15 protein-coding genes are annotated in these 18063 nt (G+C 64.7%); 5 read left to right on the top strand and 10 right to left on the bottom strand.

Annotated elements, in window-relative coordinates; translation table 11 throughout:
* Positions 1 to 71: 71 nt before the first annotated feature.
* Positions 72 to 1349 (bottom strand): MFS transporter, encoded by a 1278-nt coding sequence (locus B5D62_RS05165; protein ID WP_085932714.1) that lies wholly within the window; start codon positions 1347 to 1349, stop codon positions 72 to 74.
* Positions 1350 to 1391: 42 nt separating this feature from the next.
* On the opposite strand from B5D62_RS05165, the gene B5D62_RS05160 reads away from it, so the two are divergent.
* Positions 1392 to 2417 (top strand): patatin-like phospholipase family protein, encoded by a 1026-nt coding sequence (locus B5D62_RS05160; RefSeq protein WP_085932713.1) that lies wholly within the window; start codon positions 1392 to 1394, stop codon positions 2415 to 2417.
* A gap of 9 nt (positions 2418 to 2426) precedes the next feature.
* A complete protein-coding gene (locus tag B5D62_RS05155) occupies positions 2427 to 3341 on the top strand; it encodes an ROK family protein (RefSeq protein ID WP_085932712.1) in 915 nt (304 codons plus the stop codon).
* Between the two features lie 10 nt (positions 3342 to 3351).
* Here the strand turns inward: B5D62_RS05155 and B5D62_RS05150 are convergent, their stop codons facing one another.
* Together B5D62_RS05150 and B5D62_RS05145 are read right to left on the bottom strand one after the other, a co-directional pair.
* A complete protein-coding gene (locus B5D62_RS05150) occupies positions 3352 to 4170 on the bottom strand; it encodes an EipB family protein (protein WP_085932711.1) in 819 nt (272 codons plus the stop codon).
* A complete protein-coding gene (locus B5D62_RS05145) occupies positions 4164 to 4976 on the bottom strand; it encodes an EipB family protein (RefSeq protein WP_139373723.1) in 813 nt (270 codons plus the stop codon). Before B5D62_RS05145 ends, B5D62_RS05150 begins: the two co-directional genes overlap by 7 nt.
* 254 nt (positions 4977 to 5230) lie before the next feature.
* Here B5D62_RS05145 and B5D62_RS05140 point away from each other — a divergent pair, with 254 nt between their 5' ends.
* Positions 5231 to 6211: a 2-hydroxyacid dehydrogenase gene (locus tag B5D62_RS05140; RefSeq protein WP_085932709.1), complete on the top strand. Its 981-nt coding sequence runs from the start codon at positions 5231 to 5233 to the stop codon at positions 6209 to 6211.
* On the opposite strand, the gene B5D62_RS05135 is transcribed toward B5D62_RS05140, so the two are convergent.
* From B5D62_RS05135 to aspS, 5 genes are all read right to left on the bottom strand, one after another.
* Complete coding sequence (locus B5D62_RS05135; RefSeq protein ID WP_085932708.1) at positions 6168 to 6749, bottom strand: hypothetical protein; 582 nt, start codon at positions 6747 to 6749, stop codon at positions 6168 to 6170. The two genes, B5D62_RS05140 and B5D62_RS05135, sit on opposite strands and share 44 nt — an antisense overlap.
* Before the next feature lie 103 nt (positions 6750 to 6852).
* A complete protein-coding gene (locus tag B5D62_RS05130) occupies positions 6853 to 7890 on the bottom strand; it encodes an ABC transporter permease (RefSeq protein ID WP_085932707.1) in 1038 nt (345 codons plus the stop codon).
* Between the two features lie 13 nt (positions 7891 to 7903).
* A complete protein-coding gene (locus tag B5D62_RS05125; protein WP_218190946.1) occupies positions 7904 to 9424 on the bottom strand; it encodes a sugar ABC transporter ATP-binding protein in 1521 nt (506 codons plus the stop codon).
* A gap of 5 nt (positions 9425 to 9429) precedes the next feature.
* A complete protein-coding gene (locus B5D62_RS05120) occupies positions 9430 to 10449 on the bottom strand; it encodes a sugar ABC transporter substrate-binding protein (RefSeq protein WP_085932706.1) in 1020 nt (339 codons plus the stop codon).
* 102 nt (positions 10450 to 10551) lie between these two features.
* Positions 10552 to 12360, bottom strand: a complete 1809-nt coding sequence (gene aspS / locus B5D62_RS05115; RefSeq protein WP_085932705.1) for an aspartate--tRNA ligase — start codon at positions 12358 to 12360, stop codon at positions 10552 to 10554.
* Positions 12361 to 12485: 125 nt separating this feature from the next.
* Between aspS and rnd the strand changes: the two genes are divergently transcribed.
* Positions 12486 to 13649 (top strand): ribonuclease D, encoded by a 1164-nt coding sequence (rnd, locus tag B5D62_RS05110; RefSeq protein ID WP_085932704.1) that lies wholly within the window; start codon positions 12486 to 12488, stop codon positions 13647 to 13649.
* A 2-nt stretch (positions 13650 to 13651) separates the two neighbouring features.
* Here the strand turns inward: rnd and B5D62_RS05105 are convergent, their stop codons facing one another.
* Positions 13652 to 15157 carry a Ppx/GppA family phosphatase gene (locus tag B5D62_RS05105; RefSeq protein ID WP_085932703.1) on the bottom strand — a complete coding sequence of 502 codons (1506 nt, stop codon included), beginning with the start codon at positions 15155 to 15157 and terminating at the stop codon, positions 13652 to 13654.
* A 96-nt stretch (positions 15158 to 15253) separates the two neighbouring features.
* Positions 15254 to 17413 (bottom strand): RNA degradosome polyphosphate kinase, encoded by a 2160-nt coding sequence (locus B5D62_RS05100; protein WP_085932702.1) that lies wholly within the window; start codon positions 17411 to 17413, stop codon positions 15254 to 15256.
* A gap of 122 nt (positions 17414 to 17535) precedes the next feature.
* On the opposite strand from B5D62_RS05100, the gene B5D62_RS05095 reads away from it, so the two are divergent.
* Positions 17536 to 18057, top strand: a complete 522-nt coding sequence (locus tag B5D62_RS05095; RefSeq protein WP_170920791.1) for a SixA phosphatase family protein — start codon at positions 17536 to 17538, stop codon at positions 18055 to 18057.
* The last annotated feature ends 6 nt before the right edge of the window (positions 18058 to 18063 follow it).

Below are 18063 nucleotides of genomic sequence, written 5' to 3'. Positions count from 1 at the left end.
TGGTGCGCCGCCCGTCACTTCCATTTTCCGTCCATTTATTTAATGGGAAAATGGAGCGCGCAGCACCAGATCTAGACAGCCGGGTATGGCGATTGCCGCTTGGAGAACATGGCTGCCGCGGCGAAGCCTGCGGCAGCGGCCAACATGATCGCCGCCAGCCCCCACAGAACGGGCGTATATCCGCCGAAAAGACTCCAGGCGAGCGATGCCATCAGTGGACCGGCGGCGCGCATCATATTGGTGGGCATGGTAAGAGCGCCGGTTACGACGCCATACCCTTCGGGCCCAATGAATTCCGGGACCGCCATGCCACGCAGGATCGTTACGAGGCCGTTGGCCACGCCGTAGACGATCGCAAAGAGAATCAGCGCATAGACCTCGCGGATACCGCTCGCCAGCATCGCCATCGAAATCGGAAAGGCGAAATAGATCAGCGCCCCGAGTTGGATGGTCGTGATATGGCGCTGGCCTGCCATCAACAGGACGCGGCCGACCACCTGCATCGGTCCGATCAAGGCGATGATGGCCATGACCACGCCGATCGAGACGCGACGCTCCTCGAGAAGCGGAATGAGGTGGAAGCTCATGGCCGAGAACGCCAGTCCGTATCCGGCAAAGGCAACAACCAGGCCCCAGAAGGCCGGCATGCGCACCGCCACGGCAAGCGGACTTTTCCGGGATGTCCCGGCAGCCGCGGGTGGCACATGCGCGATCGGCACCGCCTCCTCGGCGGGTCCTGGAACGAACAGCCAGTGAATGCAGACCGCGACAGCGAGATTGATGCCGGCAAGGACCACCAGCGTCGGTCGCCACTCGATGCGCTCGATCAGGAATTGCGAAAAGGGAATACCGAAGGTGCTCGCCAACCCGCCAACGAACGTCATCACCAGGATGGCCTGGCGATAGCGCGGTCCGAAGACTCGGGTGATCACCGCGAAGGCGGGCTCATAGAGCGTGACGGATTGGCAGGCGCCCAGCCCGAGCCAGATGACATAGAAGACCGGGAGAGACTGTGTGCGCGACCATGCGAACATGAGGATGGCGGCAAGCAGCGAGCCACCTGTCATCAGCACGCGCCCATGCCCCCGGTCGATCCATGCTCCCACGGGAATGGAGCAGAGGCCGGCGACCAGCAGACCGCCCGACAACGCGCCGTAAAGTTCGTTACGCGACCAGCCGAGCTCTTTCTCCATCGGCGCCACGAACAGCGGGAACGTGTAGTAGACGAGGCCCCAGGTGATGAGCTGGCCGAGAGACAATACCCACAGGATGGTCGATGGGCGCTTTCGCCACGGCCTTTTCCCGAGGCCGTCCGTCACTATCGCCCCCATCTTGCTCTGACCATCCATGTCACGGAAGCGTAACGCAGGTACCCTGCGGAGGATAGCTGCATGAGTCCGATCAAACGCATAAATATCGCTTTGCAAGGCGGAGGCTCACACGGTGCTTTCACCTGGGGCGTGCTCGACGCGCTGATCGAGGATGGTCGTCTCGGCTTCGAGGCTGTCAGCGGCACGAGCGCCGGCGCGATGAATGCGGCGATGATGCTGCAGGGCTGGGCCAGGGGCGGCCCCGATGGCGCGCGGCAGGCGCTGGCCGATTTCTGGACCGACGTCGCTCGCATGGCGGCCGCAAGTCCGATTCAGCGCACGCCGCTCGACAGGCTGCAGGGCAATTGGAATCTCGATGATTCGCCGGCAGCACTATGGGGCGACCTGATCCAGCGCACCTTGTCTCTGGGTCAGCGCAATCCGCTGAATTTCGATCCGCTGCGGGATCTGCTGAGGAAGCACTTCGATCAGGAGTCGGTCCGCGGCTGCAAGGAAATCAAGGCATTCATCGCCGCCACGAACGTGCAGACGGCCAAGGTGCGCATCTTCGAACGACACGAACTGTCGATCGACGCGTTGCTCGCATCGGCCTGCCTGCCCAACGTGCACGATGCCGTCGTCATCGATGGCGTCCCTTATTGGGACGGCGGTTATCGCGGCAATCCGCCGATCTGGCCGTTCATCTATGCCAGCGAAAGTCCCGATGTCGTCATCGTGGAACTGGATCCCACGGCTCGGAAGGAGGTTCCGAAATCCAATGCCGAAATCGCCAATCGGCTCAATGAGATCACCTTCGGCGGTGCGCTGATGGCCGAGATGCGAGCCATCGCCTTCGTCCAGGATCTGATCCGCGAAGGCGCACTGACGGGCGAATTCAGCGCCCGGCTCAAGATGATGCTGATCCATTCCATCAACGACGACGACTCGCTGGCGCCGCTCGGCGCCGTCAGCAAGTTCAATGTCGAACCGGAATTCCTCGACTATCTGTTCAAGCTCGGCCGCGCCGCCGCCACCCGATGGCTGGCTTCGACGTTTGACTCCATCGGCGTCAAGACCAGCATCGACATTGCCACCCGCTTCCTGTGAACTAGGCCCATGCGCATCGGTATCGATCTCGGCGGAACCAAAATCGAAGGACTCGTGCTCGACGACGATGGAGCGGAAAAGGCCCGTCTTCGCGTGCCCACGCCGGCCACCTCGTATGAAGAGGATGTACGGGCCATCGTCGACCTCGTGACGGAACTCGAACGGCGTGTCGGCGAACGCTGCACCGTGGGCATCGCCCATCCGGGCGCGGTCTCCCCGGCGACGGGGTTGATCAAGAACGCCAACTCCACGCGCCTCAACGGCCGGCCGCTACCCGTCGATCTGCAGCGCGCCCTGGGTCGGGAAGTGCGCATGGCCAACGATGCCAACTGCTTCGCGGTTTCGGAAGCGGCCGATGGAGCCGCGGCGGGGATGGGGATCGTCTTCGGCGTCATTCTCGGCACCGGCGTCGGCGGCGGCATCGTCATCGACGGGAAGCCTCTTACCGGCGCCCAGGCAATCGCGGGCGAATGGGGACATACGCCCCTGCCCTCGCCGCGCGACGACGAGCGGCCTGGCCTCACCTGCTATTGCGGCCGCGTCGGCTGTATCGAGACCTGGTTGAGCGGACCGCGCCTGCAGGAGCAGTTCGCCAAGCGAACCGGGCGGCAGATGCGGGCAACCGACATTGCCGAGGCGGCCACCTCCGGCGACTCCGAGGCCGCGGCGCAGATGGAGCTTTACTGCGACCGCCTCGCCCGAGCCCTGTCGATGATCGTCAACATCCTCGATCCCCATGCCGTGGTGCTGGGCGGCGGGCTGTCCAAGATGTCCCTGCTCTATCGGCGCGTCCCCGAACTCTGGAAGCGGCATATCTTCTCCGAACCCGAATACATCGCCACCAAGCTGCTGCCCCCGCGCCATGGCGATTCGAGCGGCGTACGCGGGGCGGCGTGGCTATGGCCGGTGGGCTCGAAAGCGTGAGCGGCGGAGATCAGTTGCAGTTGGGCTTGGGCAGCGGCTCGAGGCGGGAAATGCGGTACTCGAAACCGCTGTCGCCTTCTTCATGTGTCCCATAGAGCTCGACGCCATTGTCGAGGGTAAGGCTGCTCATCTCGAAGGCCGCCTGCTCCCCTTCCTTCTTCGAATCAGCGTCGAAAAAGCCGCCGCGGTAGTAGATGCGCGACCGGCCCTGGACGATCGAGATGCCTTCCTCGGGGATCTTGAGGTCGGCCAGCCGCTTGGGCACCCGGCCGATCACCACATTGACCGATTGGGGCGGCTTGGGCTTTTCGCCGAAGAAGAACAGCGCATCGAACCCACCATCACCCGCCGCCGCGTGCTTCAGGGTCGCGAGCGTCATGGCCGTGGGAAACATCGTGCCGGGTGGCAGGGCCACCGTCTGGTCCTCGGGCTCGGTGAAATGCGCTTCGCCGCTGCCATCGGCCGCCAAGGTGGCGTCGCCGCGCACCAGACTCGTCTGGCGGCCATTGGCACTCGCTTGGTGCTCGAAATGCAGCTTCCGCCCGTCCCGGCTTTCCGTCATCTGCGACTGCTGCTCCGTGACCACCGACCCGCGCGGACCATCCAGTTCCAGACGCAGGCGTTGACTGAGGATGTAGCTGTCGCACGTAGCCTTGAGCTCGAAGGCATAGGTTCCCGGCGTGCCGGGCGTCGCCTTGCCATGATCCAGCAACGACACGTCGTAGGCAGCACGATGCGGTTGCAGATCCTGGGCCCCTGCCGGCAGAGCCAACGAGGCAATTGCCGCAGCCCAACCGGGCAGCAGCATCCAGCGGCGGACATTCAGCATTTCGGCCTCGGAAGGGCTTGGATTTGAACGAGGTTGGCATTCACGGCGAAGTCGCCGTAATCGAGCAGCATCGAGCGAGCGATGCCGTTGCCCAGCAAATCCAGGGCCAGCTCGTACTCGGGCTGGGCTCCCTGGTCGCCGTTGGCGAAGAAGGCGAAGCGGACGCTCCAGGCCGGCTGGTTGCGCAACAGGCTGACATCGCCCCGTGTCGGCGGCGTGCCCGGTGTCGGGCGCGGTGGCCGCCCGATCACGGCATTGACCTGGAAGGCTCCGTCCAAGCGGGCGCCGTCGAAGACCTTGTACGAGACGGATTTGTCGCCCTCGCGCGCGTGCTTGAGGATGAGGGCCAGATGAGTGGTCGGGAACAGCGTCCCGGCCGGCAACTCGAAGCTGCGCACCTCCGGCAAGGTGAAGCTGGCGCGACCCTTCCCGCCCAAGGCTTCGAGATCGGCCCGTCCGCGCAGTTCCTCTTCCACCTCGTCGTTCTGTGCATTGCGCACGCTGAAACGCAGCTGCAGCCCGTCCTTGGACTCGTAGCTCGTGAAACTCGAATCGGTCTCGAATTCCTCGCCGTCGTTGCGGAGGAAGGTGAGCTTGATGCGCTGCTTGATCTCCCAGCCATCACAGGAGTCGACGGTCTCCAGCACCATGTTGCCATTCACCTCGACGATGCCGCTGTTGGGCCGGGCGATCGCCAGCTTCATGTCGTAGGTGGCACGGTTCGGCACCAGCACGGAGTCGGGCGGCTGCTCGACCGGCGAGGTCGGCGTCGCCTGGGACCGCTGCGCGGCCTGGGGCTGATCCACCTGGGGCTGCTGCGTCGCCTGCGGCCGTTGCTGAGCCTCGGTTGCCGCGCTTATCCACAGAGCCAGCACAACGCACAGAGCTACCGCCGCACGAGGAGCTGCAGTTTGAATGCGAGGACAGCGAAAACTATACGTGCTCAACGGGCGCTTGGCGGGGGCTAGGCCTTGTAGCCAGACGCGCAAGCGTAATATCCATGCGCGCGAATTTCCAGAATCATCGTCTGCGGCAGTGCTGCACAGGGAGGATATCGTCCATGAGCAATCGCAAACCCCGTGTCTTCGCGACGCGGCACTTTCCGCCAGACGTGGAATCGCGCCTTACCGCCAACTTCGATGCCGTCCTCAACCCCGAGGATCGGCCGTTCGATGGTCCCGCGCTGGCCAAGGCAACGGAGGGTTGCGACGCCATTCTGTGCGCGGCCGGCGATGCCCTGAATGCGGCGACCATCGGCGTCCTGCCTAGCTCAATTCGCATGATCGCGACCTTTTCCGTCGGCTATGAGCATGTCGACGTTGGAGCGGCGGCCGCCCGCAACATCCTGGTCAGCAACACGCCGGACGTCCTGACCGACGCAACAGCGGATATCACGATGCTCTGCCTGCTTGGCGCCGCGCGGCGGGCCCACGAAGGCACCACCATGCTGCGGACCCATAGCTGGGTCGGCTGGAGCCCCACCCAGCTGATGGGCGTGCACGTCACCGGTAAGCGCCTCGGCATCCTCGGCATGGGCCGCATCGGCCAGGCTGTCGCCGACCGCGCCCGCGCCTTCCGCATGACGATCCACTACAACAATCGCAGCCGCCTGCCGCCGGACCTCGAGAAGGGCGCGATCTTCCACGCCGACGCCGACGAGATGCTGGCGCATTGCGATTTTCTGTCCATCAACGCGCCCCTGACGCCGGCCACGCGCAAATGGGTGAATGCCGAGCGGATCGCCAGGCTGCCGCGTGGCGCTGTGGTGGTGAACACGGCGCGCGGCGGTGTCGTGGATGACGAGGCGTTGATCGCCGCGCTCAAGACCGGCCATCTCGCCGCCGCCGGCCTCGACGTGTTCGATGGCGAGCCGCGGATCCATCAGGGCTATTACACGCTCGAGAATGCGTTCCTGCTGCCGCACATGGGCTCGGCCACCGTCGAGACCCGCAACGCCATGGGCTTCAAGGCGCTCGACAATCTCGAGGCCTATCTCCTCAGAGGGCAGACTCCGCCGGACCTGGTGCGGGTTTCTTCCTGATCGGCTTGTGCCTGGTCTTGGTCCGGCCCGTGACATGTTTCTTGGGCTTGGCTGGGGCCGGAGCCGGCGACTTCGACGTCGATGTGGGGACGCTGGCCGCCACCGGCTGCGGCGGCGGGCTGGAGGGAGCCGCAGCAGGCAGGGCAGCCGAACTGCTCTGCGTCGGCGTCTGGTAAGCAGCGGCATCCCAACTGGCGGCGGGCGCATCGGCCGCCGCATGGGGCGGTGGTGCATACTCGACCCCGCCCTCTCCCGCTTGCCGGAAAGGCTCGTTGTAATTGACGTCGTAGGGATCGCGGCCGCCCTCACGATCACGACAGATGTCCTGGTTCTTGAAGGTCCGCAGTACGGCGCAGTCCTTCTTGGAGACCATCGAGGTCAGATGATCCGCGCCGGTCTTGCCGGTCTCGACCACCGAGACGCCGTCGGCACCGTAGCTCGCCGCGGTCACGCCAAGAGGCGCCGCGCACGCGCCCACCAGCAGCGGCAGTCCGAGCGCCAAGGGAAGGATCAGACAAGTGAGCCGAGGGAAGCTCATACCGACTCTGAGGAATTGCGCGTAATGCACTGAATATACTTGTTTTACGGGCACCGTCAAATCGGCGAACGCATCTCCTGCCGCATGATGTGCTCGATCGTCCTCAGCCGCCTGCCGCGCGCTCGTTCTCACGCACGGCCTGGACATAGACGTTGATGATCAGGGCGCCGAGCAGGATCAGGCCGCGGATCAGGATCTTGAGGAAGCTGTCGATCTCGACGTGGTCGAGACCGTTGTTCAGGACGCCCAGGATCAGGAGGCCGATGATCGTGTTGCCGATGCCGCCCCGGCCGCCGAACAGGCTGGTCCCGCCCACCACGACGGCGGCAATGGCGTCGAGCAGATAGCCGTCGAATTCGTTCTGCTGGGCGCTGCCGAAATGGGCGACGCCCAGCATGCCTGCGACGCCGGAGCAGAGCGCCGAGATCACCATCACGGCGCTCAGCACCAGCTTCACATTGACGCCCGAATACTCGGCCGCCTCGCGGTTGCCGCCGACCATGTACACGTACCGGCCGAACCGGGTGTAGGTCAGCACGACGTGCCCCAACGCCAGAAAGACCACCAGAACGATGATGATCCAGGGAATACCCTCGATCGATCCAGCCCCCAGGGTGGCGATGAAGGGTGGCACCGCGTAGGCGATCTGGCCCCGCACCAGCAAGGCGCAGATGCCGGCCCCGATCTGCATCATGGCCAGCGTCATGATGAAGGATGGAATGCCGACGACGGTCATGCCGACCGCGTTCACCAGGCCCAGGAAGATGCAGGCGACGAGCGCCAGGGCGATCGCGACGATCCCGGGCAGCGGGACATTGGCGATGTTCACGTAGGATTCCTGCAAGGTGAAGTAGGCCACCACGATGCCGGTCGCATTGGCGACCGACGCTACCGAAAGATCGATCTCGGCGCACAGGATCACGAAGGTCAGTCCGACCGCGATGATGCCGGCCACCGATACCTGGGTCAGGATGTTGGCGGCGTTGTCCATCGTGGCGAAGGACGGGCTGGCGATGCCGAAGAAAACCAGCAGGACGATCAAGGTCACGAACGGCGCGATATTGCGCATCTGACTGCGCACGAACGAACCCAGCCGCGAGCCGGTTTGGGCCCCTGCCCTGACTCCCGACGACATCGCCATGTCCGGTCCTCCTTCACGCCGCTTCGAGCAGCCTGTCCTTGCTTACGGTTTCGCCGGCGAATTCGCGCACGATCCGCCCCTTCTTCATCACCACGATCCGGTCGGCCATCGAGAGCACGGTCTCGGGCTCGGTCGACACAACGACGATGCCGATGCCCTTGTCCCGCAGCCCGCGCACGATCCGGACGACGTCCTCCTTGGCTCCGACATCCATGCCGCGCGTCGGCTCATTCAGGACAAGGACCTTGGGCGGCCAGGTCAGCCACTTGGCCAGAGCCACCTTCTGTTGATTGCCGCCCGACAGGCTCTGCAGCAGCGTCTCGACACTGGCCGGACGGATGGACAGCGCCTCGGCGTGCCGGCGTGCAATGTCCCGCTCGACCGCGGGCTTCAGCCACAAGCGCGCAATACGGCCGAGGACACTGATCGACTCGTTCTTGTAGACGGGTTCGCGATAGAACAGCATCGACCGCCGGCTCTCCGGTACGAAGGCGAGCCCGGCGCGACAGGCATCGGCGGTATTGCGCAGGCGCAGGGGCTTTTCCGCCATCGACAAGGTTCCGGCGGAGGGGCGCAACTTGCCGAACATGGCGCGCCCGAGCTCGATCTGCCCCGACCCCATGAAGCCGTAGACGCCAAGCACCTCGCCGGCACGCACATCGAAGGATACGTCATCGAAGGCCCGACCGGCGGCCAGGCCGCGCACGGCGAGCACCACGGGCGCCTCGGGCTTGCTGTCGAGAGTCACGTCGCCCGTATAGCTTTCCTCGAGGTCTTCGTGACCGCGGCCGATCATCCGCTGGATGACCCAGCTCTTGTCGATGCCGGTCGCCGGTTCGGTCGCGACACGCTGGCCGTTGCGGAAGACCGTCACCGTGTCCGAAACCGCAAGCACGTCGTCGAGGAAGTGCGAAATGAAGACGATGCTGCAGCCCGCGGCACGCACGGCACGCAAGACTTCGAACAGCCGGTGCACCTCCGGCGGCGACAAGGCCGAGGTCGGTTCGTCCAGGATGACGATCCGCGCCCCGGAAAACAGCACCCGCGCCAGCTCGATCAGCTGTTGCAGGCCGATCGCCAGCGAGCCCATCCGGACTCGCGGATCGACGTCGATTCCCAGACTGGCCAGTTGCTCGCGCGCGCCCTCGAACATGGCCCGCCAGTCGACGATCCCCCTGCGGGTCGGCTGCTTGCCGAGATAGACGTTCTCGGCCACCGACAGATCGGAGACGATGCTGAGCTCCTGATGCACCATGCCGATGCCGGCAGCGAGCGCATCGCGGGCTGATCGGAATTGTACCTCCTGCCCATCGATGGTCATGCGGCCCTGATACTGGGGATGCACGCCGGCGATGATCTTCATCAGCGTCGACTTGCCGGCGCCGTTCTCCCCGACCAGCCCATGGATCTCCCCTTCGCGCAGAACGAAGTCGACCTCCCGCAGCGCCGCGACGCCGCCGAAGGACTTGGAGATGCCCTGCATCGTCAATCGCGCCGGACGGACTTCCGGCGCGCTCGCGGGCTCCGTGCTCATGATGATCAGATCAGGAAATGATCTTCCATCCACAGCATGCCGGCCGCGTTCTCCTTGGTCACGACCGGCCCGTCCGTGACGACGCTCTTGGGAATGCCGCTGCCCGACTTCTCCCCTGCGGTGACGGCCGCGACTCCGGCAATGATCGCGCCGCCATGGATGCGGCAGGACGGATTGCGCACCGTCGCGAACATGCGGCCATCGGCGACGGCGCTGATGGCGGGCGGCATGGCATCGACGCCGCCGATCAGAATGTTGGTCCGGTTCCGGGCCTTCATGACGTTGTAGGCGGCCAGCGCCATGTCGTCGTTATGGAAAAAGGCGGCGTCGATCTGCGGATACTTCGTCAGATAGGTCTCCCACAGGCGGGCCGTCTTGGTGACGTCCCAATCGGCCGGTTGCCGATCCAGCACTTCGATACCGGGATACTGCTTCACCACGGACTCGAAGCCGCGGGCGCGACCCTGGGCGCCGGTATGGCCAAGTGCCCCCTGGGTCATGATCATCTTGCCCTTGCCGCCGAGCTTGGTGACCAGGGCCTGCGTCACGGACGCGCCCATGAATTCGTTGTCGGGTGCCAGGAAGCTGTGGACGTTGATCTTGTCGAGAGGCGCGATCAACGTGTCCATGTCGATCACGGGAATGCCGGCATCGATCATCTTCTGCACCGGCTGCGTCAGCGTGCCGATACCGAAGGCCTGGATGGCAACGAAATCCCACTTCTGGGACGCCATATTGTCGATCGCAGCGCGCTGCTTGACGGCGTCCAGCTGGCCGTCGAACCAAGTCACCTCGACGTTGAACAGCTTGCCCCAATACTCGGCGGCGGCTTTGCCCTGGGCGCACCAGGTCGCCTGTAAGCCTGCGTTGGAAAAGGCCGCTTTGAGGGGTTTCTCGGAACGACCGGCAGCGATACCGGCGGCCATGACAGGGCCTATTCCGAAGACGCCAAGGGCTGCGGCGGCACCACCGACGGATGCAACGCTCAGGAAATCTCGCCTGCCTCTGTTCAACCTGTCCGTCATCGCTTCCTCCTTGGTCACCGGTCGAATGCCGGCATTACCCAAAGTCTGGCAGCGAGCGAGGAGAGCGGCAAGGCATGATGCCGCTCTCGCAAAGGCAGTCAGCTAGTCTTTTTTTGCTTGTTGCGGCAACCGCACAGCAATGTGTAGCTCGCGCAACTTCTCCGCCGGAACCTCCGTCGGCGCATCCATCATCAGATCGACGGCCTGCTGGTTCATCGGAAAGGTGATGACCTCGCGGATGTTGGGTTCGTCGGCCAGCAGCATGACGATCCGGTCGACACCCGGCGCGGCACCGCCGTGCGGCGGCGCGCCAAACTTGAAGGCGTTGAGCATGCCGCCGAAGCGATGCTCCACCTCTTCCCGGCTGTATCCCGCGATCCCGAAGGCCTTGTACATGATCTCGGGCTTATGGTTGCGGATCGCTCCGGAACAGAGCTCGATGCCGTTGCAGACGATATCGTACTGCCACGCCTTGATCGTCAGCGGATCCTGCGTCTCCAGCGCCTCAAGGCCCCCCTGCGGCATCGAGAAGGGGTTGTGGCTGAAATCGATCTTCTTGAGCTTGTCGTCGTACTCGAACATCGGGAAGTCGACGATCCAGCAGAAGCGGAATTCGTCTTCGGCGATGACGCCCAGCTCCTGCCCGATCTTGGTACGGGCCTGGCCGGCGAACTTCCACGCGGCCTCAACCTGGTCGGCGACGAAGAAGACCGCATCGCCGTCTTCAGCCCCGGTCAGGGACCGCAGCTTGGCGAGCCGCTCATCGGCCACGAACTTGGCGATCGGACCTTTGCCGGCGCCGTTCTCGAGCACGATGTAGCCAAGGCCCGGCTTACCCTCACCCTGCGCCCAGCTGTTGAGCTTGTCGAAGAAGCTGCGCGGCTGGACGGCCGCGTTGGGGGCCCGGATCGCGCGGACGACACCGCCTTTGGCGACGATCCCGGCAAAGACCTTGAAATCCGACCCGGCAAAGACCTCACCGACATCGAAGATCCTGAGCGGGTTGCGCAGATCCGGCTTGTCGGTGCCGTAGGTCAGCAGCGCCTCGGCATAGGGAATGCGCGGGAACGGGAACGGCGTCACCTTTCGCGGCGTCTCGCGATCGAAGCCCGCGAATTCCTGGAACACGCCTCCCAGCACCGGCTCGATGGCCGCGAACACGTCGTCCTGGGTGACGAAGCTCATCTCGAAGTCGAGCTGATAGAACTCGCCCGGCGCGCGATCGGCGCGAGCGTCTTCGTCACGGAAGCATGGGGCAATCTGGAAGTAGCGGTCGAAGCCGGAGACCATCAGCAGCTGCTTGAACATCTGCGGCGCCTGCGGCAGCGCATAGAACTTGCCGGGGTGGAGACGGCTCGGCACCAGGTAGGAGCGCGCGCCCTCGGGACTGTCCGCGGTCAGGATCGGCGTCTGGAACTCGGTGAAGCCCTGCTCGATCATCCGCCGGCGCAGCGAGGCAATCACCTGGCTGCGCAGCATGATGTTCCGGTGCAATTTGTCCTTGCGCAGGTCGAGGAAGCGATACTTGAGGCGCAGCTCCTCCGGGGTCGTATCGTTTTCCTGGTACACCGGAATGGGCAGTGGCTCGGCCATCGATTGCACGATCATTTCCTGTGCATCCAGCTCGACGGCACCAGTGGCGAGCTTCGCATTGATCGTGGCCGGGTCGCGGGCGACGACCTTGCCGCTCACCGTGATGACGCTCTCGGTCCGCACCGCCTCCGCCGTCTTGAAGACCGGGCTGGAGGCATCGACAACGATCTGGGTTACCCCGTAGTGATCGCGCAGGTCGATGAACAGGAGGTGGCCATGGTCGCGCTTGCGCTGGACCCAGCCCGAAAGACGGGCCTCCTGGCCGACATGATCCGGCCGCAGCTGGCCACAGGTATGGGTTCGGTAAACGGAAGACATCACGGATTTTCCGGCATTTGACGGCCCGGCAAAAGGCACGGATCGCGGCGGCAAGTCAAGGGATAGGGCCTCGATCCCCTTCAGCCGCTTTGCCGGAAGCGCCGACAGGTCTATAGACAGAGACAATGAAGCTAATTACCACGACGGACGCATTAGCGGCCTTCTGCAAACCCCTGGCCGACGCCGAATTCGTCACCGTCGATACCGAGTTCATGCGCGAGCGGACCTACTGGCCCAAGCTCTGCCTGGCCCAGGTAGCCGGCCCGGATGACGCCGCTGCCATCGACGCCCTGGCCGAGGGGATCGACCTGTCCCCGCTCGACGAGCTGATGGCAAACCCCAGGGTCCTGAAGGTCTTTCACGCCGCCCGCCAGGACCTCGAGATTTTCTACCTGCGCATGAATCGAGTGCCACACCCCCTGTTCGACACCCAGGTGGCGGCAATGGTCTGCGGCCATGGCGAGGCGGCATCCTACGAGTCGCTTGCCACCAAGCTCGCCAAGGCGCGGATCGACAAATCGAGCCGCTTCACCGACTGGAGCCGGCGCCCGCTCAGCGAGCGGCAGATCACCTACGCCCTGTCGGACGTGACCCACCTGCGCGTCGTCTACGAGAAGCTGCGGCGCCAGCTCGAGAAGAGCGGCCGGCTTCCCTGGATCGCCGAAGAAATGGCCGTCCTCAACGATCCCGCCACCTATCGGGCCGATCCCGATCTGGCCTGGCGCAAATTGAGGCCCCGCGGCGCCTCGCCCCGCGTGCTGGCGATCCTCAAAGAGGTCGCCGCCTGGCGGGAGCGCACTGCCCAGCGCATCGACATTCCGCGCCAGCGGCTGTTGCGCGACGAGCAGCTTCTGGAAATCACCAGCCATGCCCCGACGACGGTCGAGGAGCTCGCCATGACGCGAGGCCTCGGCCGAGGCTTTGCCGAGGGATGGCAGGGCCGCGAACTCCTCGAGGCCATCGAGAAAGCCCGCAAGCTTCCGGACTCCGAGTTGCCGACGCGCGAAAAGCCCCCAGAACAGATCCGAGCGCCGAGTGCGGTGGTCGACCTCCTGCGCACCCTGTTGCGGGTCAAGGCCGAGCAGGCGGGTGTCGCGGCACGGCTGGTCGCCAGCGCCGACGAACTCGACAAGCTCGCGGCCGGTAAGCGAGACGTGCATGTGCTGAGCGGCTGGCGGCACGAAATCTTTGGACGGGACGCCCTCGATCTGATCGACGGCCGACTGGCGCTCGCCCTCGACGGCGAACACGCGAAGCTCATGCCGGTCACGCCCGCCAAGGGCGACTGACCCTAAAGCGAGAGAATCGCCGATTTGAGGTCGAAGGCTTCGGCCGCGCTCTCGAGTCGGCGGGCGGTGACATCGCCCAGGCTGCGCGTCAGCTGGGCCGGGACGAGTAGACGGAGGTCGCGCTCTGTGCGCCGAAGCTGGATTTGCGGCAGCAGGCCCGGCGCTCCCCCGGACAGGTTGTAGGCGAGCCGCAGACAGGCGCCGAGCCGGCGCGCGAAGGCACGGCCCTTGCCATCCGACAGCTTGAGCGCGGTATCCAGCATCGCCGACTTGGGATCGCTCTTGTAGCGATAGGCCAGCGCCATCGCCAGGATGGCTCGCTCGCGGTGGTTCATGCCCGGGGCCGGCAAGTGCAGGACCCGGACATAGGCCTGGTCGGCCCGATAGTCGGGATGGTCGTCCCACGAAATGTCGCTCAGGTGGCAGGCGGCCAGACGCAGTGTGCGCTCGACGTCGCTTTCCCCGGCGAAGGCCGGCGTCAACCAGTCGAAAATCTCGGTCGGCGCCAAATCGAAGCGTCGCCAGTCTTGCCCCTGCTCCTCGGCGAAAGCGATCAGTGGGTGGCGGGCCTGTTCGTCCTGTGCCAGACGCGAATAGTAGAAGCCCTCGCGCAGGCCGAAGGCGGAGAACACGACGTTGCGGGGCTTCAGCGCGCCGAGCAGCCGATCGAGCGCCAGGCAGGCCAGCGGGAGCGTCTCGACACGCCGACGCGACACGCCCGGCATCTTTTCCAGCGATTTCGCGCTCTGTACGGCAATCAGCCGCGCGACCGCACGCGCCTCGTCGGTCGGAATGTCATATTGATGAATGATGTGCAGCGGATAGCCGGCCTGTTCCATGTGCAGGCGGGCAAAGGCGCGCCACGCGCCGCCGACGGCATAGAAGGTCTTGCCCGTCTCCTCGCGCAACCAGCGCACGTTCTCGATGGCCTCGACCACGATGCGCTTGGGATCGCTCTTGCCCGACGACATGAGGCGCAGAGGTCCGATCGGCAGCGTTGTCGATGCCCCGATCCGACCGTTGCCCAGAGCCACGAGTTCGAGGCTGCCGCCTCCGAGGTCTCCCATCACTCCGACCGCGTTCGGGATGCCGCACATTACGCCGTAGCCCGAGAAGCGTGCCTCGTCCTGCCCGCTGACCACATGCGCGCGCAGGCCGGGCCGGCTGGCCAGTTGGCGCATGAATTCCGCCCCATCGGCGGCATCGCGAACGGCAGCCGTCGCCAGCAGATCGAGCGACTTGACCTTCATGTTGTGGGCCAGGGTCACGAACCGGTCGATGTTGGCCAGGGCCAGTTCGACACCCGCAGGATTGAGCCGGCCGGTCGCGTCTAACCCCCGCGCCAGGCCGCACAACACCTTCTCGTTGAAGACCGGTAACGGCGCCCGACTGGCGCGCTCGTACACGACCAGACGGATCGAGTTCGAGCCGACATCGATGATCCCGACGCGACCTTTATCGATGCGATTGCGCTCGACAGGGGCGTCTACGGTCCGTTCGCCGTCCATGCGCGCTCCGTCTAGCCGAAACCGAGCCGGATTGCAGCGGAAATCCCAGCGCGACTCTACGCCGCTCTGACCGGCGATTGCCGCCGGCGCGGCCAATCAAGAACTGAGAACCAGTCGCGGCACCGCGCCTGTCAGGCGCAGGGCACTTCCCCGCCCCGAGAGCGATGGGTTTGTCATGAAATAGTGATGAGCAATGAAAGGTTCCTTGCCCGCGTGGCGGCGCTCGTAACTGCCGTCCGGTTTCATTGTCCAGCTCTGGCCGTCATCCTTGAGATTGGCCACAAGTATCTGGTCGAGGACCTGCTCGTGGACGGTCGGATTCTCGATCGGGCACAGAAGCTCGACCCGGCGGTCGAGATTGCGCGGCATCCAGTCGGCCGAGGAAATGAAGACCTTGGCATCGGGCGACGGCAGGGCTTTGCCATTGCCGAAACAGACGATGCGCGCATGCTCGAGAAACCGTCCGATGATGCTCTTCACCCGGATGTTCTCGCTCAGCCCTGGCACGCCCGGCCTCAGACAGCAGATGCCCCGCACGACGAGATCGATCTGCACGCCGGCGCGCGAGGCCGCATACAGGCGATCGATCATCAGCGGATCCACCAGCGAATTGACCTTCGCCCAGATCGCCGCCGGCCGGCCGGCGGACGCATTGGCGATCTCGGCGTCGATCAGTTCGTAGAGAGTCGGCCGGAGCGTCACCGGCGCGAACGCGATCTTCTCCATCTTCTCCGGGCGCGCATATCCCGTCATGAAATTGAACAGGCGCGCAGCATCCCGCCCCATGGCCGGATCGCAGGTGAAGAAAGACAGGTCCGTGTAGATGCGCGCCGTGATCGGATGATAGTTGCCGGTGCCGAAATGAACGTAGGTTCGGATCGACTGGGCCTCGCGGCGAACCACCATCGACACCTTGGCGTGTGTCTTGAGGTCGATGAAGCCATACACGACCTGCACGCCCGCCCGCTCAAGATCGCGCGCCCAGCGGATGTTGGCTTCCTCGTCGAAGCGCGCCTTGAGCTCGACCAGCGCCGTCACGGTCTTCCCCGCTTCCGCCGCCGCGATGAGCTCCTTGACGATCGGCGAGTCGGCGGAGGTGCGATAGAGGGTCTGCTTGATCGCCACCACCGCCGGATCGCGGGCAGCCTGGCGCAGGAACTGCACCACCACGTCGAAGCTCTCATACGGGTGATGAACAACGATGTCCTTGGCCCGGATGGCGGCAAAGCAATCGCCGCCGAAGTCGCGAATGCGCTCCGGAAAGCGGGCGTTGTAAGGCGCGAACTTCAGGTCGGCACGATCCTCGACGATCACCGCCTTCACATCCTCGATGTTGAGCATGCGCTCGAGTTCGAACACATGCACCGTATGCCCGGCGATCTCGAGCTGATCGAACAGGAAGTCGCGGAGTTCCGTCGGCATCGCCGAATCGAGGGCGATCGAGATCAGGTCACCGCGCCGGCGGCGCTTGAGCGCACTCTCGTACAGAAGGACGAGATCCTCGGACTCCTCGTTGATCTCCACGTCGCTGTCGCGAATGATCCGGAAGAAGCCGCGCGCCCTCACCTCGTAACCGGGGAAGAGCCGCGGCAGGAAGATCGCGATCAGCTCCTCCAGGGGCAGGAAGCGAATGGCACTTCCAGGAAGACGGACGAAGCGGTCGACTTGCGGCGGCAGCGGCAACAGCGCCATCAGCGTGCGCTTGTCGTCGCGGCGTTGCAGCTTGAGCAAGGCCGAGAAACCGCCATTGGGGATGAAGGGAAACGGATGCGCCGGATCGATGGCGAGCGGTGTCAGGATTGGAAAGACCTGATCGATGAAATACTGCTCCAGCCAGCTCCGTTCGCGCTCGAGCAGTTCCTCGGCGCCGAGAACGGCGATGCCGGCTTCGCGCAGTTCGACCTGAAGAGTGGCCCAGACATGCTGCTGTTCGGCCATCAGCGTGGAGGCGCGCTCGCGAATGGCGGCAAGCTGCTCAGCCGGAGTGAGTCCGTCGTCGCTCAGCAAGGTCGAGCGATTGGGCAGCATGTCCACCAGGCCCGCGACCCGCACCATGTAGAATTCGTCGAGGTTGGCGGCCGAAATCGACAAAAAGCGCACGCGCTCGAGCAGCGGATGGCGAGCGTTGCTGGCCTCCTCGAGGACGCGCGTGTTGAAAGCAAGCCAAGACAGTTCGCGATTGATGAAGCGGCGCGGGCTGTCGGGCGCTATTGCCATCGTCGCGTCGTTGCCAGCAGAGTTGTCGAGGGCGTCCATGGCTCGCCTCGGCCGAGGCCTCCTCCTGTGCAAGTTATTGTGAAACGGTAGCCTCACTACATGACCATGTCATGGCATTTCATTAAACACCTGTTTTGCATAGATTTTCCCGGAACCAGCCTGTGAAGATCGTCCTTCTGCTGCGCCACGCAAAGTCGGCCTGGGGTACGCCCGGCCTGCCCGATCACGAGCGGCCCCTGAACCGGCGAGGAGAACACGCCGCCAGGGTCATGGCTCAGTACATCGCCGACCGCTGCCCTCGGCCCGACCTGATCTTGTGTTCGACCGCGGTCCGGACACGACGGACCCTTGCCCCCCTGCTCAAGCAATTCGAACCGCCAGCGCCGCCGATCGCACTGGAGAAGGACCTTTACCTGGCTCCCGAATCGGCGCTGCTGGGTCGCCTGCAGGCTTTGCCCGACAGCGTCGGCACCGCCTTGCTGATCGGCCACAATGACGGGATTGGTCAGCTGGCCGCGGCGCTGGTGGGCTCCGGCCCGGCCGAACAGGTCCAGGCGTTGCGCGACAAATTCCCGACCGCTGCGCTCGCCGTTCTGCGCGCGCCGGCGGAGCACTGGCCTGACCTGGAGTCGGGCTCCGCTAATCTGCTGGCCTTCGTGCGGCCGCGCGATCTCGGCGACTGAGGCCGC

Origin of the sequence: Enhydrobacter aerosaccus (genome assembly GCF_900167455.1) — a bacterium.
GTDB lineage: Bacteria > Pseudomonadota > Alphaproteobacteria > Reyranellales > Reyranellaceae > Reyranella > Reyranella aerosaccus.
Note: the sequence above shows the minus strand (reverse complement) of the source record. Positions and strands in the feature narration are given on the sequence as shown.